23 protein-coding genes are annotated in these 26161 nt (G+C 51.2%); 12 read left to right on the forward strand and 11 right to left on the reverse strand.

The window, feature by feature from the left end:
- Nucleotides 1-46: 46 nt before the first annotated feature.
- Nucleotides 47-1141 carry a Gfo/Idh/MocA family protein gene (locus Q4544_RS01195; RefSeq protein ID WP_303503374.1) on the reverse strand — a complete coding sequence of 365 codons (1095 nt, stop codon included), beginning with the start codon at nt 1139-1141 and terminating at the stop codon, nt 47-49.
- An 11-nt stretch (nt 1142-1152) separates the two neighbouring features.
- Nucleotides 1153-1857 (reverse strand): GntR family transcriptional regulator, encoded by a 705-nt coding sequence (locus Q4544_RS01200; RefSeq protein ID WP_303503376.1) that lies wholly within the window; start codon nt 1855-1857, stop codon nt 1153-1155.
- A gap of 106 nt (nt 1858-1963) precedes the next feature.
- Here Q4544_RS01200 and Q4544_RS01205 point away from each other — a divergent pair, with 106 nt between their 5' ends.
- From Q4544_RS01205 to dctP, 6 genes are read left to right on the forward strand one after another with little or no spacing between them, the layout of a single operon-like run.
- On the forward strand, nt 1964-3121 hold the full coding sequence (locus Q4544_RS01205) for an LLM class flavin-dependent oxidoreductase (protein ID WP_303503378.1): 1158 nt from the start codon (nt 1964-1966) through the stop codon (nt 3119-3121).
- Nucleotides 3121-4011 (forward strand): aldo/keto reductase family oxidoreductase, encoded by an 891-nt coding sequence (locus Q4544_RS01210; RefSeq protein ID WP_303503380.1) that lies wholly within the window; start codon nt 3121-3123, stop codon nt 4009-4011. Before Q4544_RS01205 ends, Q4544_RS01210 begins: the two co-directional genes overlap by 1 nt.
- Complete coding sequence (locus Q4544_RS01215; protein ID WP_303503994.1) at nt 4011-4526, forward strand: flavin reductase family protein; 516 nt, start codon at nt 4011-4013, stop codon at nt 4524-4526. The genes Q4544_RS01210 and Q4544_RS01215 overlap by 1 nt, the downstream gene beginning before the upstream one ends.
- A 55-nt stretch (nt 4527-4581) precedes the next feature.
- Nucleotides 4582-5172 carry a TRAP transporter small permease gene (locus Q4544_RS01220; protein WP_303503383.1) on the forward strand — a complete coding sequence of 197 codons (591 nt, stop codon included), beginning with the start codon at nt 4582-4584 and terminating at the stop codon, nt 5170-5172.
- Nucleotides 5172-6647, forward strand: a complete 1476-nt coding sequence (locus Q4544_RS01225; protein ID WP_303503385.1) for a TRAP transporter large permease — start codon at nt 5172-5174, stop codon at nt 6645-6647. The genes Q4544_RS01220 and Q4544_RS01225 overlap by 1 nt, the downstream gene beginning before the upstream one ends.
- Before the next feature lie 28 nt (nt 6648-6675).
- Nucleotides 6676-7734, forward strand: a complete 1059-nt coding sequence (gene dctP / locus Q4544_RS01230; protein ID WP_303503388.1) for a TRAP transporter substrate-binding protein DctP — start codon at nt 6676-6678, stop codon at nt 7732-7734.
- Nucleotides 7735-7786: 52 nt separating this feature from the next.
- On the opposite strand, the gene Q4544_RS01235 is transcribed toward dctP, so the two are convergent.
- Complete coding sequence (locus Q4544_RS01235; protein ID WP_303503390.1) at nt 7787-8257, reverse strand: tetratricopeptide repeat protein; 471 nt, start codon at nt 8255-8257, stop codon at nt 7787-7789.
- Between Q4544_RS01235 and Q4544_RS01240 the strand changes: the two genes are divergently transcribed.
- Entirely contained in the window at nt 8195-9547 is a 1353-nt protein-coding gene (locus Q4544_RS01240; protein ID WP_303503391.1) for a cytochrome-c peroxidase, read from the forward strand. The genes Q4544_RS01235 and Q4544_RS01240 overlap by 63 nt on opposite strands.
- Nucleotides 9548-9576: 29 nt before the next feature.
- Here Q4544_RS01240 and Q4544_RS01245 read toward each other — a convergent pair whose 3' ends face one another.
- The 4 genes from Q4544_RS01245 to Q4544_RS01260 form a co-directional block, all read right to left on the reverse strand.
- A complete protein-coding gene (locus tag Q4544_RS01245; protein WP_303503995.1) occupies nt 9577-10602 on the reverse strand; it encodes an ABC transporter ATP-binding protein in 1026 nt (341 codons plus the stop codon).
- 137 nt (nt 10603-10739) lie between these two features.
- A complete protein-coding gene (locus tag Q4544_RS01250; protein ID WP_303503393.1) occupies nt 10740-12113 on the reverse strand; it encodes a sodium:proline symporter in 1374 nt (457 codons plus the stop codon).
- A 110-nt stretch (nt 12114-12223) separates the two neighbouring features.
- Nucleotides 12224-13348 (reverse strand): DNA alkylation repair protein, encoded by a 1125-nt coding sequence (locus Q4544_RS01255; protein WP_303503395.1) that lies wholly within the window; start codon nt 13346-13348, stop codon nt 12224-12226.
- A gap of 2 nt (nt 13349-13350) precedes the next feature.
- Nucleotides 13351-14130: an SDR family oxidoreductase gene (locus Q4544_RS01260; RefSeq protein ID WP_303503396.1), complete on the reverse strand. Its 780-nt coding sequence runs from the start codon at nt 14128-14130 to the stop codon at nt 13351-13353.
- Between the two features lie 136 nt (nt 14131-14266).
- Here Q4544_RS01260 and Q4544_RS01265 point away from each other — a divergent pair, with 136 nt between their 5' ends.
- From Q4544_RS01265 to Q4544_RS01285, 5 genes are all read left to right on the forward strand, one after another.
- On the forward strand, nt 14267-15289 hold the full coding sequence (locus tag Q4544_RS01265; protein WP_303503398.1) for a Hint domain-containing protein: 1023 nt from the start codon (nt 14267-14269) through the stop codon (nt 15287-15289).
- 49 nt (nt 15290-15338) lie between these two features.
- Nucleotides 15339-16946, forward strand: coding sequence for a peptide chain release factor 3 (locus Q4544_RS01270; protein ID WP_303503996.1), 1608 nt, complete (start codon nt 15339-15341; stop codon nt 16944-16946).
- Nucleotides 16947-16988: 42 nt separating this feature from the next.
- Entirely contained in the window at nt 16989-18683 is a 1695-nt protein-coding gene (locus tag Q4544_RS01275; RefSeq protein WP_303503399.1) for a glycosyltransferase family 2 protein, read from the forward strand.
- Entirely contained in the window at nt 18680-19645 is a 966-nt protein-coding gene (locus Q4544_RS01280) for a glycosyltransferase family 2 protein (RefSeq protein WP_303503401.1), read from the forward strand. Before Q4544_RS01275 ends, Q4544_RS01280 begins: the two co-directional genes overlap by 4 nt.
- A 183-nt stretch (nt 19646-19828) precedes the next feature.
- On the forward strand, nt 19829-21268 hold the full coding sequence (locus Q4544_RS01285; protein WP_303503403.1) for a DEAD/DEAH box helicase: 1440 nt from the start codon (nt 19829-19831) through the stop codon (nt 21266-21268).
- Nucleotides 21269-21396: 128 nt separating this feature from the next.
- On the opposite strand, the gene Q4544_RS01290 is transcribed toward Q4544_RS01285, so the two are convergent.
- The 4 genes from Q4544_RS01290 to nuoN all read right to left on the reverse strand — a co-directional run bounded on the left by Q4544_RS01290 (nt 21397) and on the right by nuoN (nt 26155).
- On the reverse strand, nt 21397-23064 hold the full coding sequence (locus Q4544_RS01290) for a ribonuclease J (RefSeq protein ID WP_303503405.1): 1668 nt from the start codon (nt 23062-23064) through the stop codon (nt 21397-21399).
- 8 nt (nt 23065-23072) lie between these two features.
- Nucleotides 23073-23843 (reverse strand): type III pantothenate kinase, encoded by a 771-nt coding sequence (locus Q4544_RS01295; RefSeq protein WP_303503406.1) that lies wholly within the window; start codon nt 23841-23843, stop codon nt 23073-23075.
- Nucleotides 23844-23857: 14 nt separating this feature from the next.
- Nucleotides 23858-24610: a biotin--[acetyl-CoA-carboxylase] ligase gene (locus tag Q4544_RS01300; protein ID WP_303503408.1), complete on the reverse strand. Its 753-nt coding sequence runs from the start codon at nt 24608-24610 to the stop codon at nt 23858-23860.
- A 102-nt stretch (nt 24611-24712) separates the two neighbouring features.
- Nucleotides 24713-26155, reverse strand: a complete 1443-nt coding sequence (gene nuoN, locus Q4544_RS01305) for an NADH-quinone oxidoreductase subunit NuoN (protein ID WP_303503411.1) — start codon at nt 26153-26155, stop codon at nt 24713-24715.
- Nucleotides 26156-26161 lie beyond the last annotated feature (6 nt).

The following is a 26161-nucleotide window of genomic DNA, read 5'->3' on the forward strand; positions in this document are numbered from 1 at the left end:
AAGCGCGCCAATAACTTAGGCGCGCTTTCTCATCAATTTACACATCTTATGAGTAAGATTTGGTGACACCATCTCGAGCAGAATCTTGTGCCTGCATCCCCATTTTTACAGCGTGTAGGCCATCCATCAATGAGACATCAGGCACGCTTTTCCCACGAACGACATCTAAGAATTTGACGTGCTGATAAAACGTCGATCCATTGTGATCTCCAGCATCCAAGATTGTGGGATCAACTGGAATCTCAACCATCTGTGGCCCTTTTGGAGAGCGAGGGCTAACAATAACCTGTGAAACCGGCGGCTCACCTAGATGGGTTGGCCAAAACCGGCCCGGCCCAGGTACCAACGCTTCGATTTTGCCGTTTGGTCCAACAGCACTGATCTCTTCCTGAAACTTACTGCCTTCGGCATACATGCAAAGCTCAAGCATAGCGCGTGCACCATTGGCGAAATCGACAATCACATAGCCGCTATCCCAAATATCAGATGGCTCACCGCCATAGCTTTCATCCAAGTGGTTCACCTCTTGGCCTGCAGACGCCATGATCCGTACAGGATCAGCCCCAATGATTAAGCGCATCAGGTCGAAGAAGTGACAGCACTTTTCAACAAGCGTTCCACCCGAGTTTTTATTGAAGCGGTTCCAATTGCCCACTTTCTCCAAGAAGGGAAAGCGATGCTCTCGAATGGTCAGCATTTTCACGCCACCAGTCGCTTTTTCGACCTCTTCCAAAAGTGTCTGAATGGGCGGCATATACCTGTATTCCATAGCAACCCAGATGGGTGCCGGATAACTCTCTTGGAATGCACGCAACATGTCTTCGTCCGCTGGGTCGGTGAACAGCGGTTTCTCCATCAACAGAGGAAGTGGATTACGCGCAGCAATGATCTCTAGCTGTGGTACATGCATATGATTAGGGCTAACGACCAATAAGCAATCAAGGTCATCGCGATCCAATAACTCTTCGATCGTTGCACACATCTTTGCGTTTGGCTCAATGGCCTTGGCCGCATTCGCCATTATTTCATTCGGCTCAAAAATAGCCCCAACACGCGCGCCTTCAAGTAAGGCGATATTGCGCATATGTTCCTGCCCCATCATGCCGCAGCCGATGATACCATAGGTGATGTCACGGGTCATAGTATGCTCCCTCATTTCAGGCGCTGAACGTACAGCGCCTGATCCGTGTCAAACCAAGTGCGAGAATACTCGATGGGCAGATCCTTATCGGCCCAACTAAAGCGTTCCACAAATCCAATAGGTGTTCCGGGCCGTTTCGTAAAAACCGAGGGAGCCCATATTGGCACCTCGCTAATCCCCACGCGGTCTTCAGCCCGTGTAATCCAAATGCCAAGTTGCTTCTGGTAATAGTGATAAAGCGAATCCGACAGCGTGTCTTTCGCGACCTGACCGACCGAATCGTCGAGCCAAATCTCCTCAACCGCGATAATTGTATCATTCAGATAACGCAGTCGACGGATGCGCGCGCCGTGATCACTATAGCCAAAATCCGGAAGATCAGCTGGCTTGGCAACACGCTCTACCGTCAATAAATCTGCGCGCGGCAACCCGCCGCCCTCGTGTAGTTCAAGGCGAAACATGCCGTAGATACTATTGCGAGTTTTGCCTGCCCGAATGTAATTTCCAGACCCTTGAATACGCTCTAAAAGCCCTTTTTCTGTGAGCGCACCAAGTGCTTTACGCAGCGTTCCAACAGATGTGTTCAACCCCATGGCCATCTCGCGTTCTGGCGGCAACCGTTCGCCATCAATCAAGCGGCCCGCGCCGATATCCCGGATGATAAGTTCTGCGATCTGCAGATAAACTGGCAGCGCGTTTCGATTACGATTTGTCACCTAATCCCCCGTGTCAGGATGCCGCGGAAAAAATTGATACACCATTGATCCACATCAAGGCGGATGTTACCCATCTAGCAAGTGAAGACAACCCATAGGTTTGAAAATGACAGTCGTTCCGATCACATCCCCAGACCTGAAAGCCGCAGAAATCTCTTGGTTTTCAGCTCTCTGTTCAGACGACTATCGGTACCTAGGCGTACCTGATGGCGCATTACGGTCCTCTTGGGATCATTGTTCAGCTATTGTGAAAGAAGCAGAGGCGCAGGGTTTCAATAACATCCTATGCCCCTCCTCTTACCAAGTTGGGCAAGACACACTTTCCTTTGTCGCAGGCTGCGCGCCCATAACAGAAAAAATCAATTTGCTAGCCGCCGTCCGCTGCGGAGAAATGCAACCAATCATGTTGGCCCGCACCATCGCCACGCTTGATCACATGCTGCAGGGTCGTCTGACGATTAATATCATCAGCTCCGACTTTCCCGGACAGAAGGAAGAGAGCAAATACCGCTATCAACGCTCTCGAGAAGTTGTTGAGATTCTAAAGCAAGCCTGGTCTCAAGACGAAATCAACTATGAAGGCGAAGTTTACAACTTCAAAGGCCTGACAACAGATCCAGTCAAACCCTATCAGCAAAATGGAGGACCGCTGCTGTATTTTGGAGGCTACTCTCCATCCGCATTAGAGCTTTGTGGCCAACATTGTGACGTCTATCTGATGTGGCCTGAAAAAATCGAAGAGCTTAAGGGCCGTATGCAAGCGGTGCATTCGGTTGCTGAAAAATACGACCGCACTCTTGATTACGGCTTACGCGTCCACATGATCGTTCGCGACACCGAAAAAGAAGCGCAAGAATACGCAGATTACATCGTTTCAAAACTTGACAATGAGTATGGTCAAATGATCCGGGAACGCGCACTCGACAGCACGTCACTCGGTGTCAGCCACCAAGCCAAAAACCGTGAATTGGCTGACAAATATGGCTACATTGAACCAAACCTTTGGACCGGCGTTGGTCGTGCGCGTTCTGGCTGCGGCGCTGCCTTGGTTGGATCAACCGACCAAGTGATGTCCAAAATTGAAGAATATCAAAAGATGGGCATTCGTGCTTTCATCTTCTCAGGTTACCCACACATCGACGAAGCCAAACACTTCGGCGCACGTATTTTACCCAATCTAAAAACCTGCTCGTTACCGCATGAGTATGGTCGCGTGCCCGCATCAACACCCGCCACACCTCTTGGCAATGGAGTCCGCCGCTAATGGATCGTATTACCCTTTCCCCATCCCTTGAAATGAGCCGTATTGTATATGGCATGTGGCGCCTTGGGGACGACAGCGACACATCACCTTCACACGTCGAGGCAAAGATCCAAGCATGTTTGGACCAAGGCATTACGACATTTGATCAAGCAGACATCTATGGCGAATACGTCGCAGAAGCTGTTCTTGGCGGCGCTTTAAAAGCAAACCCAGCACTGCGCAATCAAATGCAAATTGTTACCAAATGTGACATCGTTGCGCCCTGTGGCCGCTATTCAGACGCCAAGGTGAAATACTACGACACTTCACGTGCGCATATCGAAAAATCAGTTGATATATCGCTAAAAGAGATGGCGATTGAGCACATTGATTTGCTCTTAATTCATCGCCCTGATCCTTTGATGGACCATAATGAAACCGGTGCTGCGTTGGATGATTTGGTCGCATCAGGCAAAGTCGGCAACATTGGCGTGTCCAACTTCCGACCTTGGGATTGGGACCTACTGCAATCGGCGATGAAAACCAAACTGGTCACAAACCAGATCGAAATCAGTCTTGCGGAAATTAGCCCATTCACAAACGGAGACCTAGCGTTCCATCAAAAGCAAGGCGACGCAATGATGGCTTGGTCTCCTCTGGGCGGCGGCAGCATCATTGGCAACGAAGGTAATTTAGGTATCGTTTTGGACGACATCGCAAACGCTTATGGTGTGGATCGTGGTGCCGTGGCAGTTGCATTCCTTTTGGCTCACCCTGCCAAAATTCTACCAGTTATGGGCACCAATAACTTGTCTCGTATCGCCACAATTTCCGATGCGTTGAAAGTGAAACTCGATCGCGAAAACTGGTATCGCCTCTATGAGGCGGCACTCGGAAAAGAGGTGCCATGATGAATGCCCTAGCGCCCCAAATGCCTGTTGCATTTCAGCCAGACCCAGAAAATACGCGCCTGTTGCGAGATGCTTTTGGCCGGTTTGCGACAGGTATCACCGTCGTAACCGCAGACTCTGCGGATGGACCTGTTGGCATTACTGCCAATAGCTTCTCATCAGTGTCTTTGGAACCTGCAATGGTCTTATGGGCGCCGGGTAAAACATCACGCCGCTTTCCCTATTTCGAAAAAGCAGAGCACTATGCAATCCATGTGCTTGCTGCCGATCAAACTGACCTTTGCACCGGATTTGCAAAAGATGTTTTTGCGCTAAATCACATTAAACACGACAGGAATGCCGAAGGTGTTCCAATCATCCCAAACTGCCTTGCGCGTTTTGAATGCAAACGCGTCGCGGGGTTTGACGGCGGCGACCACGTTATTGTTTTGGGAGAAGTCTTAAGGGCCGAAATGCGCGACGGTGATGCATTGGCTTTTTACGCCGGTAAGTACGGCCAATTCGCGCAACAATAAGCGCGAGGCTCGGATCGAGGAGGGTCCGGGCCACACAACAAGGGGGAGGATCCGCATGGGCGGATTGTTGGCGTTAGTTACGCCTCTAAGTTTGGTAAACGCTGCGGTTCTCAAGGTAGGACGCGGTGTTGGATGCGTTGCGGTGGCCTTTATGGTAGCCGCTATTTTGATTCAGGTTTTCTTTCGCTACATTCTAAACAACGCCCTTCCCTGGCCCGACGAAGCTGCACGATTTGGCATGCTTTGGATGACAGGCTTGATGGCTCCAACTGCATTTCGTCGCGGTGGCTTTGTTGCCATCGAAACTATTCCAGACATGCTGCCAAGCCGCGTTGGTGATACCCTCAGCTTGTTTTTACTTACAATTTCCTTGGCCGTTTTGTCGCTAGCAGTCGTTTTAGGTTACAGCGAAGTCACTGGGTTCGGAGGGCGTTTTGCGACAGCATCACTATATTTACCAACCTCTTTTGGCTTTGATGAATGGTTTCGGATTCCTCGTAGCTGGATGATGGCTTCCCTCTTTGTCGGTGTCGTTTTGTTGCTCTCAGTTAATGTAGAACTGATCTTACGCAGTCTAGTCGGCCTATGGGGGGGGCGCGACCGTTTACCTAGCATCACAGGCGCAGACATTGGAGGAGCAGAATAATGTTGATCTGGTTCCTTCCTGTCTTTTTGATCTTTCTCATGATTGGCTTGCCAGTTTTCTTTGGCCTTCTCGCGGCCCCTGGCATTTTGCTTTGGATGAACGGGCAAGAAAAAGACATCGCGCTTCTATATCGAAATGTTTACAATGGGATGGATAGCTTTCCTTTGATGGCGATCCCCTTTTTCATGTTAGCCGGAGAGCTTATGAACAAAGGTGGGATCACCATCCGCCTAGTCGAATTCTCCCAAGCCCTCATGGGCCATCTTCGTGGCGGTTTGGCCCAGGTAAACATTCTGTCTTCAATCCTATTCGCTGGCCTGTCCGGCTCAGCGGTTGCTGACACATCTGCACTAGGATCAATGTTAATCCCTGCGATGGAAAAACAGGGCTACACGCGCAGGTTCGCAGCAGCCATCACCGCGGCAAGCTCTGTCATTGGCCCGATCATTCCACCTTCTGGCATCATGATCATCTACGCCTATGTAATGGGGGAAAGTGTTGCCGCGCTATTCCTCGCAGGTATCGTACCCGGTATCTTGGTTGGGCTTGGCCTAATGCTGATGGTCCGCGTGACTGCAGATCGTTACAACCTGCCCGCAGCAAAACGTGTCGTGTTGAAGAATATCGAACTCGGCCCTCTGGAATACTGGTTTTCATTTGCGCTAGTGCGCCTCAACCTAGGCCTGTTACTCGCGCAATTTGTCCCGCTCGGCGACGAGGCCACCGGCACAGCAAAATGGCTGGCGTATGGCGGCAGCATCCTAATCACGCATGGCCTTATGCTAGGGTTACGCAGAATGGTCAGCCATGATTTCCGCATGGTTTGCAAACGCGCGGTGGTTCCGTTGCAAACCCCGGTCCTAATCTTAGGCGGTATTCTGGCGGGTGTGTTTACCCCAACAGAGGCAGCAGCTGTCGCAGTGGCTTACGCCCTAATCGTAGCCTTTGGTATTCTGCGAACAATGAAGCTAAGTGATCTGCCCGACGTCCTAACACGTGCAGGTATCACTTCGGCAGTCGTTCTGCTTTTGGTCGGCGCTGCCATGGCCTTTAAAACAGTTGTCAGCCTAAGCCATGCGCCAGAAATACTAGCGCAATTCATCCTAAGCCTAAGTGAAAACCCACTAATCCTGCTGTTCCTGATTAACTTGCTGCTTTTCGTGGTTGGCATGTTCTTGGATGCAGGTCCTGCGATCATCATCCTTGGCCCCATTCTTGGGCCAATTTTTACGGACTTGGGCGTAGACTCGATTCACTTTGCCATCATCATGAGTGTTAACTTGACCGTTGGTCTAGCGACGCCACCGATGGGGCTTGTCCTATTTGTCGCCGCGGCAGTCTCACGAGAAAAAGTCGAGACGATTGCCAAAGCCATTCTGCCGTTCCTGGCTGTGGAGATCGCTGTGATTTTCTTAATCACATATGTCCCAGCCATTAGCATGACGATCCCGCGTTTGACGGGCTTCGCGAACTAAAAATTGAGTAAACAGGGGAGGAAACACCATGCTCAAGCAAACCCTCAAGTCACTGTCTGTCGCAGCGCTGCTTGCTACGTCCGCCGTGACCGCTACAGCTGCGGATTACACAATCCGTGCCACAGCAAACTCTAACGAAAACGACGAAGACTATGACGGCCTCGTAGTCTTCAAAAACTACGTCGAAGCGGCATCCAATGGCGCGATCGAAGTTGAACTGTTTATCGGTACACAGCTTTGCTCAAACGGCGCAGAGTGCCTGCAAGGCGTGGCTGAAGGCCAGGTTGATGTTTATATCTCAACTTCAGGCGGCGCATCCGGCATCTTTCCATATGTTCAGGTTCTGGACCTACCATATTTGATGGCCGACGACCGTATCGCGGAGCATGTTCTTTCTGGCGACTTTACACGCACATTGCGCGACATGGCGCTTGAGGATTCAGGCAATGCGATCCGTCTGATGACTGTTGGCAACACCGGAGGTTGGCGTAACTTCGCGAACACAAAGCACCGCGTCGCAAACCCAGCTGACATGGAAGGCCTGAAAATCCGTACGGTTGTTGCGGATCTTCCACAGGAATTGGTCAAAGCACTAGGCGCGTCCCCTACTCCGATCCCATGGCCTGAACTGTTCACATCCTTCCAAACTGGCGTTGTTGAAGGGTCCAAAAACGGCATCACCGACATCATGGGTATGAAATTCCCAGATGCGGGCCTGCAATATGTTACTCTGGATGGTCACGCCTACATGGGCGCGCTGTGGTGGATGAACAACGAAAAATTCATGGGTATGCCGGAAGACATGCGCCGTGTTGTTGTTGATGGTTTCTATGCTCTGCAACAAGCAACATTTGCTTCACCAAAGCGTAAGTCCATTAAAGCATACGAAGACTTCGTTGCTGGCGGTGGTGATCTATATGTTCCGACACCGGATCAAAAAGCCGCGTTCAAAGAATCCGCGTCTCCGGTTTACGACTGGTTCAAATCCAACGTTGCACGCGGCGATGAAATATTCACAGCTTTGACCGACGCGGTTGCAGCAGCTGAAGCAGACGTAAACGCGTCTCGCGCCGCTGACCTGAACTAAGTTTAGCTTGAAATAACAAAGGCGGCCTCATTGGTCGCCTTTCCATTTCCGCTCACCGGAACGGATACATCCAGACCTTATAGTCCTCGACCAAAATATGCGCTTTTTCGATCTCTTCAGACGTCATTTTCTTAACGACCTCTTCCAAGCTGATCGCGGCATCAGGATCACCGCCAATGGCCGACAAAGTATACCACATATAAGCACGTACAAGGTCCGGCGCGGGCATACCGCGGCCGATTTCATAGTACCAACCAATACCGCTTTGTGCACCCGGATGACCTTTCATCGAACTACGCAAATACCATTCGAAAGCGCGCTGATCATCTTTCGGCATCCCCAACCCCATCGCATACATCACGCCAATCAGCTCTTCGGCATCAGCATTCCCAGAACGTGCCGCGGGCCAAAGCTCTTCGTAAGCTTGCTGAAAATTGCCCTCTTCCATAAGGTCACGAGCATGTTCAATTTCCGCCACAGCTGGCGTCGCCAAAAGGGCCAATCCAAAGGCTATTGCGCGCATCTTCTAGGTCTTTCCGTTTTGCTGGCCACACCCAGTTGGGCGAGCGATCTTCCATCCCCGTTAACCGATGCCGATTTCATTCAGTTTGACATGAAACAGGCAACCTTGGGACGTGATCTATTTTACGACAAAATCCTATCGGGCAACAGAAATATCAGCTGTGCTACCTGTCATCATCCTGACTTCGGTACAGGCGATGGGCTTTCACTTGGCATTGGCGAGGGCGGCGTTGGTTTAGGGACCGATCGCACGGCCGGTATTGGCGAAAGCCGTATAAAAAAACGCATTCCACGCAATGCTCCTCCGCTTTGGAACCTAGGAGCAAAAAGCCTGCACACAATATTTCATGATGGTCGCCTTTCCATTAGCGACGAATACGGAAACGGTTTCAACTCACCTGCCGAAGAATGGCTGCCAGTAGGTTTCAACTCCATTTTAGCGGCACAAGCCGTTTTTCCACTTGTTGCCCAATTTGAAATGGCCGGAAACCCAGGTGAAAACCAAGTCGCTGGGGCTGCGCACGACCGCATAGATGCCCCATGGCCAATAATTGCGAAAGCTACCCGAACTAAAGGTGACTATGGCCCAAGGTTTGTTGAGGCATTTGATCATATCGACGACCCTGAACAGGTCTCGATCGTCGAAATAGCAAATGCACTTGCGGCTTTCATGGCTATCGAATGGAAAAGCATCGACAGTCCATTTGACCAGTACTTAGCAGGCACTACAGAAGCATTAAATGCCTCACAAAAGCGAGGAATGGATTTGTTCTATGGTAAAGCCCAATGCAGCACCTGTCATTCAGGCCCCTTGATGAGCGATCAAAAATTCCATGCACTCGGCCTACCTCCCTTTGGTCCCGGACGGACACGCCGTTTTGACCCAATGGTGCGGGATGTCGGTCGAATGGGGGAAAGCGACCGCATCGAGGATGCCTACCGTTTTCGTACCCCCATGCTGCGCAACGTCGCACTGACTGCGCCTTACGGTCACAACGGGGCTTATCCAACACTAGAAGGCATCGTTCGCCACCATCTTGCCCCGAAAGCCGCGCTAAAAAATTGGCAACCCACAGATGCCCAGCTACCAAAAGCGCCTTGGTTAGAACCGATTGATTTTGTTGTGTGGTCTGATCGCCTTGAAATGGCGCGCCAGATTGAAAAAAATGACATGACACCAATCACGCTAACCGATGATGAAGTGCAAAACTTAGTGGCGTTTCTAAAGTCATTGACCGGTAGCAGCCTCGAAAATCCAGTTTTCGGTGTACCAGAAGATTTCGAACCTTAATGCCCCTGTTTAAGGCAAAAGACCTGTGTCTATTGCGCTGCGGGAAATACAAAACACCGATCACGCCGTAACGTCAGCCACAACCGAGTACCGGCTTTGGGCATGAACACATTCGGTACGGTCGCCTTTAGCACGCTGTTGTCATGTTCCATACGGAACTCAACAAGGCTTTCGGTGCCCATAAAGCGTGCACGCTCCACAATACCCGCGGCTGCCTGACCGTTGGTTGGCGTTGGTGTCGGTCCTTTTCCAGACCTATAAAAATCCAAATGCAGGTGCTGTGGTCTAATAACAATATCAACCTCTGCACCATCTTCGCAGCCGGGCGTCAGGAACTGACCAAACAAAGTATCAGTCAAAGCGCCATTACTGACGCCTTTGATCACATTAATATCGCTAAAGAATGCCATAGCATCTCGGTCAGCCGGTGCATTGTAGATGTTGTATGGCGATCCACATTGAACAATCCGCCCATTCCGCATCAACGCCACTTCATCCGCCATACGCAGCGCTTCTTCGGGCTCATGCGTTACCAACAATACTGCCGTATCTTCTTCTTTCAGCAACGCAAGGGTTTCATCCCGGATACCATCCCGCAGACGGTTATCCAGCCCTGAAAACGGTTCATCCATCAACATGATACGTGGGCGCGGTGCTAAGGCACGCGCAAGCGCGACGCGCTGCTGCTCGCCTCCAGAAAGATGATGCGGATACTCATCAATTGCCCAGAACAGGCCAACCTTACCAAGTAACTCTTCAACGCGAGCGCGCTTTTCTACTGTCGCACCTTTCAGGCCAAAGGCGACGTTATCCGCCACGGACAAATGCGGGAATAGTGCGAAATCTTGAAACATCAAGCCAATCTGGCGACGTTCGGGAGGCACTCTGAAATGCGTGTCGCAAATCAGTTTACCATCAACGTAGATTTCGCCGCTGTCCTGCATATCGACACCGGCAATCATGCGTAGGGTTGTAGACTTTCCGCACCCAGATGGCCCAAGCAAGCACGTCACCTGTCCCGGCTCGATCGTCAGAGACACCCCATCAACAACCATCCGGTCGCCAAAGCGACGATTCAGGTTGCGTATTTCTAAACGGGGTGGCGTATCGGCCGGTTGGTCAAATGTCACAGCTGCCTCATGCAATGCCCAACGAATTTCATCGGGTTTGGCGTGGTGTAACAGCCCTCTGTTTAGGCTTCAACCCTGCGAGCACCTGTCAAAACAGCGACAAACCCGACGACCAATACGATCACACAGATCTGCAGAAGCTGTTCGTATTTGTGCCCTTCGACCAAAACCGAAGCAATCATTTCATTGCTACGCAAGAAATAAGCCGCGGCCCCAAGGATCGCTGCCGAGAAACTCACCAGATACGCCCACAGAGCAACCCGGCGTCCAGCCAATAGTCCCGCAACCAAGACAGGCGTTAAGAACATCGAAGCTGTCCCTGACACGGCAACCGCATCAAAGAGCGATTGATTGCCCCAAAGTGTCAAAGCACCGCCCGCAATCGCAAAAGCAACCATAGCCATACGACCGCCAGACAACGTTTTAGGTGCTAGACGCAATTCCTCGACGACCAAACGAGCAGCAGAGGACAGCGCGCTATCCAGCGTTGATAGAGCTGAGACCAACAATGAAACCAACAACAGCACAAAAACCCAAGTTGGCAAGATAGCTGCCCAAGTACCGATAAGCTCGCCTTGGTACTCAGCACCTTCCAACGAGGCTTGGATGCCAAAGAAACCAAATCCAATGATGCAAAGCGCTGAAATCCAAAATGCATGCAAAAAGCTTTTCCGTGTTGTGCTTTCATCCGCAATAAACCCGCGGTCCATCATAACCGGGTCATGCACTGGATAGGAAAACACCTGCAAAAACGCGACAACCAGCAAAACCCAACCGTTATACTGACCAGAAGCGCCTTCTGCCGTTAGCACAGCACCTAGTTCAAATCCCGGTGTTGCGACCAAGGCAACAAAAGCCAAGACGAACACCACCAAGAACATCGCCATCTGCATCACGTCGGTGCGCAAAGCAGCACTTAATCCGCCCCATGCCGAGTAAGCCAACGCAAGTAAACCGACGATCAGTATGGAGCCTTCTTTGGCAAAGCCCACTTCAGGAAGCGCCGCCGAAAAGATCAATCCAACAACAATCAAGTTGGCAAATACTTCCGACAGCAAGCGCAGGCCGATGACCAAGTTATAACAACCTGTGCCAATCGCGCCGAATTCTCCAACTAGCCATTCCTGTACCGAACGCGCGCCCTTTGCCCGCAAGCGGCCTACAATGAACCCACCAGTCAAAAACGAAATGTAATATGCCGCATAGGCCAAAACACCTGCGATTCCGTAGAAAAAACCCAAAATAGCAGCGTTCATCAAAGAACGCGCGAAAATCCATGTCGTGACCTGGCTTAAGACAAGGGTCCACAAACCGGGTGTTGTGCCAGCTGCCGAGGTCCCTCCAAAAAAGCCTTCAACACTTGCGCGACGTGGCGCAACATAAAGGCTTGCAAGAATAATGGACGCAAATATTGCGATAACGGCAGTGGCCTGCATGGATTTTCCCCAAAATTAGTTATGCAACTTGCTGTAGCAGCGAGAAAAAAACCGCACCAGTAACTTGATCACACCCCACGCGATTGTGAAACGCTGTCATGCAACCTGCCTTAGACCGTTAGCTCAAATGCAACCTCTCCCAAAACACGACCATTTACCTGTACCGCCAAACGATGTTGGCCGGGATACAACCGAAATGTCGTCGCATTCGCCTTTAACTTATGGGTTTTCGAGAATTCCAAAGCCTTGCCAGCCGCTATAACAGCTTGTTTCAATTTAAAGACTTTCGGAGATTGCGATCCGTCCTTACGTTGAAAATAGATCAAATAGTCTACAATAACCGGGCTGCGTTCAGTTGCAGACAAGGCAAACTCAAATTCAATCGCGTCACCAGCCTGAATCTGATCAGCTGCAACCGAAAGCCTCTCTAAGTTTACCGGCGCATCCGCTCGGTAACCCAACAATGCTAAGGCCTCGGGATGCCCTTGCTTGATCAACGTCCGCAACGCGTGTTTGGTCATCCATGTCAGTTCTTTCGAATTCTGACGTTTTTCAGATGCCCATTTCGCCAAACACCTGATCACAGCATCTGGGTCTAATTTAGCTATATCGTTCAAATGATTAGCAACCGATCTAGTCACAAACCGTGCGTCATCTGCATGCAGCAAGTCCAAGAACGGCAACGGCGTCTCAACCTCGATATTAATCTTCTTTGCCCAAGGTAATTTTGGACGTGTCCCTTCACTAACCAAGCGGCGCACATGGTAATTTTCATCTTTCGCCCATTCAGCCAAACGCGCCAAAGTCTCTTCTGGCCAACGGTTGATAAAGGGGCGAATGTAGAATTCCATCGAAAAGCGCTTGGTCGCCTCATACAACAAATCAAGCGCGCGATCTCGGTGATCTTCCAATCCATGACGCACTGCCATGACGCCTGGTATGGTGTGGATAAACCGCCCAAAGTCGTCATCTTTTTTTGTCGGATCAAGCGGTGCGACCATCGCAGACTGTAACTGGTCCGCCATTGTCGGAAAATCAGCGGCCAGCCACCCCTCCAGACAATCAGCAATCCAATCTATCCGCGCCATAAACTCACGTTCAGCAAACCCCGAAAGCACCTCTGCCTCAAAGGCGGCGGTATCAAATCCCGAGATCGCACCGGCGAATTCACTTGCCAAATCCGCAACGCTATCCGCGTTAAAGATTTGATCTGCCAACGAAAAACCTTCAGCCATAATTACATCGTCGCGTTCGTCGCGCCGCCATCAAGCAGGATGTTCTGTCCCACCATAAATCCAGCGTGTTGCGAACATAAAAAGGCACAAGCCGCACCAAACTCCTGACGCGTGCCGTAACGACCAGCTGGAATAGAAGCAAATCTTTGCTTGCGCGCTTCTTCCACAGAAATCCCCTGCGCTTTGCTCGCCCCAGCATCCAAAGACGCCGCGCGGTCCGTCGCGTGAATACCTGGTTGCAGATTATTAATCGTAACACCTGAACCGGCCACTTGCCGCGCCGTCCCAGCGACATACCCGGTTAGACCAGCACGCGCAGAATTCGAAAGCCCCAGAACTGCAATCGGAGATTTGACCGACACAGAGGTGATATTCACCACCCGACCCCAGCCTTTTTCCATCATCCCCGGTAGCAGTGCCTTCATCAATGCAATTGGCGCCAACATGTTCGCATCCAAAGCCTTGATGAAATCATCACGATCCCAGTCAGACCACATTCCCGGAGGCGGCCCACCTGCATTTGTCACAAGAATATCAACACCCTGCGACGCAGCCAGTACTGCGTCTTGCCCGTCTGGCGTAGAGACATCCGCAGCAACTGTAACCACATCCACGCCAAATCGAGCACGAATGTCTGCGGCAGCAGCCTCAAGCGCCTCGCTACCACGTGCGTTCATCACCAAATCAACACCAGCTTCAGCCAAAGTTTCAGCACAACCTAAGCCAAGCCCCTTTGAACTGGCGCAAACCAGCGCCTTTTTCCCCGTGATTCCAAGATCCATAAAATGCTTCCTTCAATTTGGTCGCAGCATCACTGCATTTTCACCAACGTGCCAGCAAAATGCCGAGGCCCATCCCTGTTGTTGCCATAATTGGGCAGCATCTTTGACGGAACACAAGACAAAAGGAAGACTCTCAATGGCCCAAGCGATCCCCCGTCAGGATACAAATGGTCAACAGCTGCCGGTTTACCGCGCGGCTAGCTTTACCGTTGTGAACGGAGCTAACCAAGGTGATGAGCTTTCTTTTGCATCTGAACTTATGCTCGATGACATTTACGAGCTGACAGAAGGTGCTATTCCATCGGCTCTGGCCTTTGACGCACTGTCTGATGGCGCCTTTCGTATTTCCGATTTGTCTTCTGTAGGCCGTCCCGGTGCGACCTTGCACTTGGATTGCTGTGTCACGCTGATGCCCCCAAACGGCGAAACGGTCGAGGCGATCATTTTGGTTGAGGTCGACACCCGCGGAAACATCCGCGACATTTACCTTCATCCACTCGCACCAATCGCTCCCAAAACGGCCTATTCTCTTGTCGGTATTGACCGAGATCACGCACGCCGTCGCATGGCCTTAATCGGCTGCGTGTCATTCACACGCGGCACGCGCATCACCACAGCAACTGGCGAACAGAAACCAATTGAAAACCTTCAAGTGGGCGATCGTGTCTTAACTCGCGACTCGGGTGTTCAAGAAATTCGTTGGGTTGGCCGATCAACGGTGCGCGCCACCGGCCCTTTTGCCCCGATTGTCATCAAAGCAGGTGCCATGAACAATATGGGTGACCTCAAAGTAAATCCGGATCACCGCTTATTCGTTTATCAACGCGAAGACACCGTTGGCGCAGGACAGGCAGAAATTTTGGTCAAAGCCCGCTATTTGGTAAATGGTGAAACTGTCTACTTTCAAGAAGGCGGGTTTATCGAATATTTCCAACTGCTTTTCGATGATCATGAAATCATCTTTGCCGAAGGCATTGCTGCAGAAACCATGATGGTCAATCAAGCTACCCACCCCGTGCTCCCCAAATCTCTAGGCGAGAAATTCGCAAGGTCCCAGCCAGGCCTGCCAAACGTCGACACTATCGCTTATGACGTCAAAGAGGCGCTGCTTCGCCATCGCGATGCCGCAGCACTTTTGCGCCGCGCGTCATCTCGATAACACCGCTGATCTATTGCGTGATCCATCCACGCCAGATATACGCCCGCACATGTTAGACACCGCCAACAACCGCCCCGAATTGCCTGCAGAAATTGCACGCCGCCGCACTTTTGCGATCATTTCGCACCCGGATGCCGGCAAGACAACTCTAACTGAAAAGTTCCTGCTGTATGGTGGTGCGATTCAGATGGCGGGACAGGTACGTGCCAAGGGCGAAGCGCGCCGTACCCGCTCTGACTTTATGAAAATGGAACAAGACCGCGGCATTTCCGTTTCAGCTTCTGCGATGTCCTTTGACTTTGAAGGCTTCCGTTTCAACCTCGTTGACACGCCAGGTCACTCTGACTTTTCCGAAGATACCTATCGGACACTAACCGCGGTAGATGCTGCCGTTATGGTAATCGACGGCGCCAAAGGTGTTGAAAGCCAAACGCAAAAGCTTTTCGAAGTATGCCGCCTACGTGATCTGCCCATCTTAACGTTCTGTAACAAGATGGACCGTGAAAGCCGCGACACATTTGAAATCATTGACGAAATTCAAGAGAATCTTGCAATTGACGTCACTCCAGCCTCTTGGCCAATTGGCGTTGGTCGTGAATTTGTTGGTTGTTACGATCTACTCCGCGACCGCCTAGAGCTTATGGACCGTGCAGACCGTAACAAAGTGGCCGAAAGCATAAAAATCAACGGATTAGATGATCCACAACTGGCAGAGCATATTCCTGCAAACCTTCTAGACAAGTTCCTAGAAGAAGTTGAAATGGCCAAAGAACTCCTACCCGCTCTTGATCCACAGTCTGTCCTCGAAGGGCATATGACTCCGATCTGGTTCGGCTCCGCTATTAACTCCTACGGTGTCCAAGAATTGATGCATGGCATTGCTAAATTCGGTCCGGAACCACAGGTTCAAAAGGCGTCTCCACGTTCCATTGCCCCCGAAGAAAAGAAAGTCACAGGTTTTGTCTTCAAGGTCCAGGCCAACATGGACCCAAAGCACCGCGACCGCGTCGCCTTTGTGCGTATGGCCTCCGGCCACTTCAAGCGCGGTATGAAACTGACCCATGTACGTTCCAAAAAACCGATGTCTATCACTAACCCTGTGCTCTTCCTCGCGTCAGACCGCGAACTTGCAGAAGAAGCTTGGGCAGGTGACATCATTGGCATTCCAAACCATGGCCAGCTACGTATTGGTGATACCTTGACCGAAGGCGAAGCAATTCGAGCAACCGGAATTCCATCCTTTGCACCTGAATTGCTGCAAGGCGTTCGCGCAGGCGATCCGATGAAAGCGAAGCACCTTGAAAAGGCGCTGATGCAATTCGCCGAAGAAGGCGCCGCCAAAGTTTTCAAACCCTCCATCGGCTCCGGCTTTATTGTTGGCGTTGTTGGAGCATTGCAATTTGAGGTATTGGCCAGCCGGATCGAATTGGAATACGGCCTGCCGGTTCGCTTCGAAGCTAGCCAATTCACCAGCGCTCGCTGGGTGAGTGGTGAAAAGCAAGCCATTGATAAGTTTACGCAATCAAATGTTCAGCACATTGCTCACGATCACGACGGTGACATCGTTTACCTAACACGATTGCAATGGGACATTGATCGCGTTGGCAGAGACTATCCAGACGTGAAACTAACCGCTACAAAGGAAATGATGGTCTAGCCATCCCCGCTGGGGTGACGACAAAGGACCCACACGAGCAGAATGGCAAAAAACGAGACTTATCCAGGCGGCTATGACGCCATGATGCAACGCGTTCAATCACGTCGCGACCCCTTGGTTTATGCCGAGGGCGAGTCTCTGCCATCACTCGATGAGGATCTAACACCACTCCTCACACGTCCGACAACAATGCATCTATCTGACAGTGGCTCGACCTTCGCAGGAAAGCGTCGTGCGTTGCAAAAGGAATTCGAAGGCCAGCCAGAGCTTTTGATGCTTCACGGCCTTGTAACCGCGAACCTCCGCAAAAATGATTTTCCTGCGCATGCGCCCGCGCTTTATCAAAAAATCTGGGCAGAGCACGGTGAGTTTCTCATACAGAACTTACCACTACGTTGGCTCGTGTCAGCCGTCACCACTTTTGGCGACCAAGGCATAAACGAAGCACAGCGCCATATCGGCCGTTCGATGATGCTGATGTTTGGGATGATCAAACTTTATGAGTTTGAGCGACTTTATTCGGGACATCATCCGTGTGAGACATATCCAACCACCAACAAAATTAACGCGCCGCTACCACTCGGCATCCCATCCTATTCACTTATCGGGGGCGGCTTAGACGTAGCCATCCTTACACGACTTTGGAGCGACGCAGACGAAGATCCAATCGTGAAACCGCTAGCGCGCCACCTGCTAAACGAAATCAACACCGACCCAGACACGTTGTTTCGGCGCCTACGTGACATGGCCGAAGACCGCAAGCAACGCAAAGCAACAAAGAACACCAACCCAATCCCTGTGCCGCCACGGCATATCAAACGTGACCCAAAAACAATCTCCTGGGGTGTTGCAACCACATTAAATGAAGATTTGGATCAAGCGGTTTGCTTTACGGCCCATCATCTTGATTTGGGCGCTGATGCCGTGGCTTTGTATGCGGATAACCCACATATTGTTCCCCACGAGCTTGCTCATCACCCTCGGGTGCACTTGGTTGTATGCGACGATACAGTTATCTCTGCAGAGCAACGCAAAAACATGTCAACGCGGAACATGCGTAAAGTGTTTTACTTCAACAAAGCCCGTCGCAACCTGTCTCTGGACTGGCTCGCGATGCTTGATACCGATGAGTATTTAATCCCGAACGATCCAATCAAGGACATTCTGTCTCAAGTGCCCGCTGATGCGGCTTTCATGAAAATTCCCGTTGTTGAGCAATTCGCAGATAGCCCAACGCTCTTTCGCCCACCAGCATCAACATATGAAATGGATCCAAACCTACGTGCGGACCTTTTTCCACTATTTGGAAATTACCTTCCCGATCTTATCCTTGGCCAGCCGGACCCGCGCCTATTCGTCCGTGCGCGCCTAAGCAACATTCGCGTTGCGAACTTCATCGTTAAGCACAATAAACGGATCGCGACTAACGCCTTTTTTCCTGAAAACATGGTCGTGGCCCATTGTCATGCAGATAGCTTCAACAGCTTTATAAACGCACTTCCACGTCGCATTGATCAAGGGTACAGCCGCCACAAAGAAGGTGCGATTAGCATTAACTCCGCACTGGAAGCTGCTGACAAGCAATATAAAAAACCAGAGCTTCAACGTTTTTTCAACGAAATCGCCGTTGCACGACCTGAAGTAGTCAAAGCGCTTGCCGCACACAACGTCTTGCGCACAATTGACTTCGATATTGAAAAGAAGATCGAAAGGATCATCCAGGAGTTCCACGTATGACCTCGACCAAATGGGGCATCGTTTCCACTATCAAAGCGCCCACTTCAGAGGTCCTCTCCTTTGTCGCTTACCATCTTGAACTCGGTGCAGATCATATCACGATCTTCTTAGATGACAGCAACCCAAAGACCGCCAAAGCGCTCGCAGACCATCCTAGCGTCACTTGCATTTGTACTGACAGTAAATATTGGGACAATTACTTAGGCCGCGTTCCTAAGAAACATCAGCAACGCCAAACACGAAACGCAACTCGTTGCTATCGAAATTCAAACGGTCTTGATTGGGTTGCCCACATTGATGTTGATGAATTCCTTTGCACAGACTTAGACATTCGAACAATTCTGGCAAACCAGCCTAAGGACTTCGATGTTTTGCGCATGCGCCCCTTTGAATCTCTTTGTAGAGAAGATGATGCAGCGGACGACAGCGCAACCGTACTATGCAAAGCCAAACTACCAAGCGGCTCTAACGCTGCCAGATTGGAAAGAGAACTCTATCCTGAATTTGGCGGTTTCTTCAAAAGCGGATTTGTAAGCCACACTGTTGGTAAGATCTTCGTTCGAACCGGTTTACCAAATGTGGAAATCCGTATTCACCGGGCTTTTGACCAAAAAACCAAGTCACCTTTGCAAAATCGTGACCTCGCCAGCATCGAGCTGTGCCACCGCCACGTCAAAAGCTGGGAAAAATGGCTGGAGATTATGGAGTTCCGGCTCGCCAATGGCTCCTATCGCGCAGAGCTCGAGCAATCAATTGATCCGGCTTCTGGACGTATGTCACGCCACAATCTGTTTTCTGCTCTGACCGAAGACGGCACGGATGGGTTACGCGCATTTTTCGAAGAAGTCTGCCTAGCCACGCCTAAATTGGTTGATAAGCTCAAAGAGCACGGCCTTTTCCGTGCCTATGATTTAGAACTTTCTTCAAAGTTATCGAAACACTTCCCTAGTTTCGGCAAATAGCGTTTCGATTTTAGAAACAATACAGGCTCAGAATTATTCCAAAGATTCCCTTTCGTTGACGCACTAACGTTAATGCGCTAGACCGAGCGCGACGGATCATAATTGTGATATATCACGAGGCCAACCGGGCCTGATCCGACTTAGCCGCTACGGGCAAAAGCTGTCCGTAAACCACGGATACGCATGACAAAATTCTCCGATCTTAATCTGAACCCTAAGGTTCTGAAAGCCGTCGTCGAAGCGGGATATGAATCACCTACACCAATTCAAGCAGGTGCAATCCCTCCGGCTCTAGAAGGCAAAGATGTTTTAGGCATCGCGCAGACCGGTACTGGCAAAACAGCCAGCTTTACATTGCCGATGATCTCTCTTTTGGCCCGCGGCCGCGCTCGCGCTCGCATGCCACGCAGCTTGGTGCTTTGCCCAACACGCGAACTTGCAGCACAGGTTGCTGAAAACTTTGATACTTACACAAAACACCTAAAGCTCACCAAAGCCCTCTTGATTGGCGGCGTCAGCTTTAAGGAACAAGAGAACATCATCGACAAAGGCGTCGACGTTCTGATTGCCACACCAGGCCGTCTGCTAGACCATTTTGAACGCGGCAAGCTGATCTTGTCAGACGTCAAAGTAATGGTGGTAGACGAAGCTGACCGTATGTTGGATATGGGTTTTATCCCCGATATCGAACGCATTTTCGGCCTCACACCCTTTACGCGCCAGACACTGTTCTTCTCTGCAACTATGGCGCCAGAGATTGAGCGTATTACCAATACGTTCCTTTCCGCCCCTGCCCGCATCGAAGTAGCGCGCCAAGCGACGGCGTCTGAAAACATAACGCAGGGCGTGGTAATGTTCAAAGCCTCTCGTCGTGATCGCGAAGGCAGCGAAAAGCGCAAAGTTCTGCGCGAATTGATCAAGCTCGAAGGTGACAATTGCACAAACGCGATTATCTTCTGCAACCGCAAGACAGATGTCGACATTTGCGCGAAGTCTCTGAAAAAATATGGCTTAGACGCCGCACCGATTCATGGTGACTTGGATCAATCTCAGCGAACAAAAACGCTAGAAGGGTTCCGTAACGGCGACCTTCGCATTCTAGTCGCTTCTGATGTTGCCGCCCGTGGCCTCGACGTTCCTGACGTGACACACGTCTTTAACTACGATGTCCCAAGCCACGCCGAAGACTACGTGCACCGCATTGGTCGTACCGGTCGCGCGGGTCGCGACGGCAAAGCCATCATGATCTGCACCCCACGTGACGACAAAAACTTTGCCGCGATTGAGGCTTTGATCCAAAAAGAAATTCCACGGGTCGAAAATCCAATTAAGCCTGCGGAAAAGCCTGAGAAGTCCGCAGAAAAGGCCGAAAAACCTGCAAAGCGCACACGCGCACCAAAAACCGAGGAAAAGGTTGAGGTTGCTGCAGAAGCAAAGCCAGTGGCAAAGACCGAAGCCAAGCAAGAAACAAAAGCGCCTAACGAAGGCAACAAGTCTCGTAGCCGCAATCGGTCACGCGGCGGTCGCAACAATGATCGTGGTAATGACTCCAAGGTCGTTGGCATGGGTGACCACCTGCCTAGCTTTATCGCCCTAAGCTTCGAAGAACGCCGCGCAGGGTAATACGAACAATTCGCGTTAGAAGTACAAACACCCAGCGCATTCCGCTGGGTGTTTTTTTATGCATTTCACAGTCCTAGAAACAAAAAAGGCGCCTCAAAGGGCGCCTTTTCATTCGATACTACAGCGCCTTAGCTAAGACGGCTTACGATCACAGTGACCTCAGGCTTCTTACCGATTTCATCTTTGCTGCTATTGCGCGCAATCCGGCGTAGATTTTCTTCTAGCTTGCTGTCATCAGCCAAAGTCTTTGCACCTGCACGTCCCAAGAATTGGGTCAGGTCTGCTTCTAGAACGTCAACCAAAGGCGCGTTACTGGACCCAACTTCGGGCAAGCCCATCAGCTCTACCCATGCTTCGCCAAGCGGCTCATCGTCTTCGTCCAGAATGACGTTCACAATCACATGGCCATTCAAAGCCATACGGATACGGTCCCGTACAATCCCGTCCATTGCACCGATTTTCACAGAGCCATCCAAATAGGTGCGGCCTGTTTCAACAGAGCCAACAACTTTTGGCATATCTCCAGTCAAATCCAACATCGTGCCGTTCACAGCCACAATGCTTGCACGCCCTTTGGCTTCGCTTAGCTTGGCGTGTTCACGCAAATGACGGTGTTCACCGTGCATCGGGATCACCATTGTCGGGTTCACAATGTCCTGCATCTTTTCTAGGTCAGGACGGTTCGCGTGACCAGACACATGGTACAAACCACTGTTATCATCCACTACATCCACACCCATTTCCGAGAATTGGTTGATGATGCGGAACACACCCTTTTCGTTGCCCGGAATGGTCTTTGAGCTGAACAAGAAAGTATCACCCTCCTTCAACGTCAAACCATTGTGCTTCCCGCGTGCAAGCTGTGCAGAGGCCGCACGGCGCTCCCCTTGCGACCCAGTCACAAGCAACATCAAGTTGCCTCGTGGAATGCCTTGCGCATCCTCTGGGCTTACAACTTTTGGGAAATCAGTCAGAACGCCTGTTTCCAAACCTGCCTCGACCATACGACGCATTGCACGTCCCATCAGACAGATAGAACGCCCTGCCCGCTGCCCCGCTTCCGCAAGCGTTTTCACGCGCGCGACGTTGGATGCAAAGGTTGTCGCCGCAACCAAGTTTGGCGACGCAGCCACAAGTTTTTCGATCTCAGGACCAACCGTCGCTTCAGAACGACCAGCTTGCAAAGAAAACACATTCGTACTGTCGCAGACCAAGGCTTTCACACCTTTAGAGGACACATCTGCCCAAAGTTCTGGGTCAAAGGCTTCGCCAACAACAGGCGTTTCATCAAGTTTGAAGTCACCCGTGTGAATGATCCGGCCCACAGGCGTATCAATCACCAAAGATCCGCTTTCAGGGATCGAATGCGAGATTGGTAAAAAGCCAACGGTAAACGGCCCCGCTGTCGTCGTCTCAGGCCACGCAGATACCGTTGTGATCGCGTCTTCTGGTTGTCCCTGATCGCGCATCTTGTGGCGCGCCAGATTAGACGTGAAGGCACGCGCATAAACAGGTGCCCCCAGTTTGTCCCAGAACTGACCAATCGCGCCAATGTGGTCCTCATGACCATGCGTGATGTAAATCGCCTCCAGCCTATCCTTGTTTTGGATCAACCAGGACATATCGGGGAATATCAAATCGACCCCGGGCGAGGTCTCCATATCCGCAAAGGTCACGCCAATATCCACCAGGATCAAGCGTTCTTTGCCTTTTGGCCCATACCCATAAACGTAGGCATTCATACCAATTTCACCCGCCCCACCAAGGGGAAGGTAAATCAAACGGTCACTGCTCATAGAGTGCTTCAGCTTTCTTTGTTGTAAGCGTGGATTACAGTTAATCCATGCATCGTCAAATCGTCTTCGATCATATCAAAAAGGTGATCACCCTTCTCAAACAGTGGGGCGAGACCGCCGGTCCCAATGACCTTCATCGGCGTACCATATTCGGCCTTGATGCGGGCGATTATGCCCTCGATCAGGCCCGTGTATCCCCAAAATACACCAGATTGAATGCAGCCCACGGTGTTCGTACCGATCACCTTATCAGGCTGGCTAATGTCGACATGCGGCAATGCTGCCGCGCCAGAGCTCAACGCTTCTAGGCTCAAATTCACACCGGGTGCAATTACGCCCCCAATATAGGCGCCATCTTCGGCCACAACATCAAAGTTGGTAGCTGTGCCAAAGTCCACCACAACTACATTCCCACCGTGACGGTCGTAGGCCGCTACAGCATTAGCCAAACGATCTGGCCCCGGCTGCACGCCCTGGTCCACACGCGGCGTGACGGGCAATTTGCACTCTGGCTTACCAACAACCAATGGTCGGCAATTAAAGAACCGGTCCGCAAAAACCCGCAAATTGAACACAACGCGCGGAACAGTCGATGAGATGATCACATCGGTAATCGCCAACTCTATCTTATAGTGACTAATCAGCGTCGAGAACCAAGTAAAATAGGCGTCAGCTGTCCGAGCGTGGTGCGTAGACGTGCGAAGTGTACACAAAAACTTTTCGCCATCCCAAATTGAGAACACCGTATTTGTATTACCGCAGTCGATCGCCAGTAGCATGACCTACCCCGCCCTCAAAAGAAAATATCAGCTGCAGGAATTGCCACAGCACCTTGAGCTGTCTTCAACACCAGATTGCCCGACTTGTCCACAGTTTCAAAGGTTCCAACAGTTTCGTCCCGCACCGTACGTGCTGTGATAACCTCACCCAGCTTGGCCGCTCTCGCTAGCCAAGCGGTTCGGATCGGCTCAAACCCATAAGTAACAAACTGATGCTCCCAATGTGCATAAGCTGGGGCTAAGACGTCCAAGAACGTCTCGGGGTCTACCTCTGCCCCACATTCGGACAACAAGGACACAGGCCGCGTGGCCGTGGCCTCCAATTGATCAACATCCGGCGTATACTTCAAATTCACGCCAATCCCAATCGCCAGATGGCTCACCTTGCCCGCTGCAAACCCTGCACTCTCTAGTAAAATGCCAGCGACTTTACCGCCATTTAACAAAACGTCGTTTGGCCACTTCAGCGAAAATCCTTGTGACCGTCCCGTCACTGCCACAAAAGCATCAAACAACGCCAATGACGCAACAAATGACCGCAACGCCATCACATCCGGCGCCTCTGTTGGACGAAGAACCAGTGTCGCCGCAAAGTTCCCATCTTGCGATCGCCACTCTCGCCCACGTCGGCCACGTCCTGCAGTTTGGCGTAGCCCGAGTATCCACTCCGCTCCGGCAAGACCTGCTGCAATCCGTGTAGCCTCAGCATTAGTGCTATCCACCTCTGCCAACACCCGGCGTCCATATCCAACTGGCCAATCTTGCATAACTTGCCCTTTTTCTTGATCCAAATACCTCCGCCGGAGGCACTTTAAACAAAAAAGACGCGCCCGACAGGGCGCGCCAATGTAATTCAAATGTCTTCGATCTTAGTTGACCAAAGACGCCGCGGCCAAGGTCGCTGGGCCTTCGATGCCAAACAAGTTGATCAAGCCAAAGAACATGACTGCCGCTGAAGCCATCAAGAACCCGTACAGAACCGGGCTACGGCTTTTGTCCAAACCTTCTGCATCTTCGTCGCCGAAATACATAAAGAAGACGATGCGCAGATAGTAATACGCACCAATCACGGACGCGATCACACCTGCAATTGCCAACCACGCCAAGCCAGCATCATAGGCAGCGCGCAACACTTCCAGCTTACCAAAGAACCCGATGAATGGCGGAACACCAGCCAAAGAGAACATGAGGATCAGCACAGCAATCGCCTTACCAGGCTCGCGCTTGGAATAGTTATTCAACGACTGAATATCAGTCACCGGTTGGCCATCACGCTCCATCGATAGGATGAATGCAAATGTCCCAATATTAGTCGCAACATAGATCGCCATGTAGATCAGCATCGACTTGACGCCCATCTCTGTACCCGCAGCTAGGCCCATCAATGCATAACCCATGTGGGCAATCGACGAATAAGCCATAAGACGTTTAATATCTCTCTGACCAATCGCCGCCACAGCGCCCAAATACATCGACAGTAGCGACAGCAAGGCAACGATCTGCTGCCAGTCACCCACGACGCCACCAAAGGCATCATGCACAACCCGCGCAAACAGCGCCATCGCAGCAACTTTTGGAGCGGTCGCAAAGAAGGCAGTAATTGGCGTTGGTGCACCTTCGTAAACGTCAGGTGTCCACATGTGGAACGGAACCGCAGACACTTTGAATGCCAGTCCAGACACAACGAATGTCAGACCAAAGAGCAGACCCAAAGTCGTATGACCCTCGCCCGCAACTTGAATAATGCCCGAGAACTGCGTTGTACCCGCGAAACCGTAAACCAAAGACGAACCATACAGAAGCAAGCCAGACGACAGCGCGCCCAGAACAAAATACTTCATGCCCGCTTCGGTCGATTTCACGCTATCACGACGCAATGACGCAATAACATACAGCGCCAAAGACTGCAGCTCGAGGCCCATGTAAAGTGCCATCAAGTCGCCCGCACTTACCATCACCATCATACCGACAACAGCCAGTACAATTAGAACAGGGTATTCAAACCGTAGGATACCGCGGCGCGACATGTATTCCTGGCCCATGACCAAAACTGCCGCTGCAGACAATAGGATGGTCACTTTGGCAAAACGCGCAAAGCCGTCGTCGTTGAACATGCCGTTAAAGGCAACGTTTGTGCCCGCGCCACTGATGCCTATCCAGGCAGCAACAACAACAAACACAGCAGCGGTCAACCAAGTCAGCAAACTCGCAAGAGCATCCTTCCCAGTGTAAACCGCGCCCACAAGCGCGACCATCGCGTAGATTGCCAGAATGATTTCTGGCAGGATGATATTCAGATCAGCAGAGATCATCGTGTA

The sequence above is a fragment of the Cognatishimia sp. 1_MG-2023 genome (genome assembly GCF_030548175.1).
Taxonomy (GTDB): domain Bacteria; phylum Pseudomonadota; class Alphaproteobacteria; order Rhodobacterales; family Rhodobacteraceae; genus Cognatishimia.

What these genes read in the sequence shown, in the direction of transcription:
- Q4544_RS01255 (WP_303503395.1), bottom strand. Translation starts at nt 13,348, where the DNA reads ATGGCTGAAGGTTTTTCGTTGGCAGATCAAATCTTTAACGCGGATAGC.
- Q4544_RS01220 (WP_303503383.1), top strand. Translation starts at nt 4,582, where the DNA reads ATGGGCGGATTGTTGGCGTTAGTTACGCCTCTAAGTTTGGTAAACGCT.
- Q4544_RS01285 (WP_303503403.1), top strand. Translation starts at nt 19,829, where the DNA reads ATGACAAAATTCTCCGATCTTAATCTGAACCCTAAGGTTCTGAAAGCC.
- Q4544_RS01205 (WP_303503378.1), top strand. Translation starts at nt 1,964, where the DNA reads ATGACAGTCGTTCCGATCACATCCCCAGACCTGAAAGCCGCAGAAATC.
- dctP (WP_303503388.1), top strand. Translation starts at nt 6,676, where the DNA reads ATGCTCAAGCAAACCCTCAAGTCACTGTCTGTCGCAGCGCTGCTTGCT.
- Q4544_RS01235 (WP_303503390.1), bottom strand. Translation starts at nt 8,257, where the DNA reads ATGCGCGCAATAGCCTTTGGATTGGCCCTTTTGGCGACGCCAGCTGTG.
- Q4544_RS01280 (WP_303503401.1), top strand. Translation starts at nt 18,680, where the DNA reads ATGACCTCGACCAAATGGGGCATCGTTTCCACTATCAAAGCGCCCACT.
- Q4544_RS01295 (WP_303503406.1), bottom strand. Translation starts at nt 23,843, where the DNA reads ATGCTACTGGCGATCGACTGCGGTAATACAAATACGGTGTTCTCAATT.
- Q4544_RS01275 (WP_303503399.1), top strand. Translation starts at nt 16,989, where the DNA reads ATGGCAAAAAACGAGACTTATCCAGGCGGCTATGACGCCATGATGCAA.
- Q4544_RS01250 (WP_303503393.1), bottom strand. Translation starts at nt 12,113, where the DNA reads ATGCAGGCCACTGCCGTTATCGCAATATTTGCGTCCATTATTCTTGCA.
- Q4544_RS01240 (WP_303503391.1), top strand. Translation starts at nt 8,195, where the DNA reads ATGTTCAATTTCCGCCACAGCTGGCGTCGCCAAAAGGGCCAATCCAAA.
- Q4544_RS01195 (WP_303503374.1), bottom strand. Translation starts at nt 1,141, where the DNA reads ATGACCCGTGACATCACCTATGGTATCATCGGCTGCGGCATGATGGGG.
- Q4544_RS01300 (WP_303503408.1), bottom strand. Translation starts at nt 24,610, where the DNA reads ATGCAAGATTGGCCAGTTGGATATGGACGCCGGGTGTTGGCAGAGGTG.
- nuoN (WP_303503411.1), bottom strand. Translation starts at nt 26,155, where the DNA reads ATGATCTCTGCTGATCTGAATATCATCCTGCCAGAAATCATTCTGGCA.
- Q4544_RS01290 (WP_303503405.1), bottom strand. Translation starts at nt 23,064, where the DNA reads ATGAGCAGTGACCGTTTGATTTACCTTCCCCTTGGTGGGGCGGGTGAA.
- Q4544_RS01225 (WP_303503385.1), top strand. Translation starts at nt 5,172, where the DNA reads ATGTTGATCTGGTTCCTTCCTGTCTTTTTGATCTTTCTCATGATTGGC.
- Q4544_RS01265 (WP_303503398.1), top strand. Translation starts at nt 14,267, where the DNA reads ATGGCCCAAGCGATCCCCCGTCAGGATACAAATGGTCAACAGCTGCCG.
- Q4544_RS01245 (WP_303503995.1), bottom strand. Translation starts at nt 10,602, where the DNA reads ATGGTTGTTGATGGGGTGTCTCTGACGATCGAGCCGGGACAGGTGACG.
- Q4544_RS01270 (WP_303503996.1), top strand. Translation starts at nt 15,339, where the DNA reads ATGTTAGACACCGCCAACAACCGCCCCGAATTGCCTGCAGAAATTGCA.
- Q4544_RS01215 (WP_303503994.1), top strand. Translation starts at nt 4,011, where the DNA reads ATGAATGCCCTAGCGCCCCAAATGCCTGTTGCATTTCAGCCAGACCCA.
- Q4544_RS01260 (WP_303503396.1), bottom strand. Translation starts at nt 14,130, where the DNA reads ATGGATCTTGGAATCACGGGGAAAAAGGCGCTGGTTTGCGCCAGTTCA.
- Q4544_RS01210 (WP_303503380.1), top strand. Translation starts at nt 3,121, where the DNA reads ATGGATCGTATTACCCTTTCCCCATCCCTTGAAATGAGCCGTATTGTA.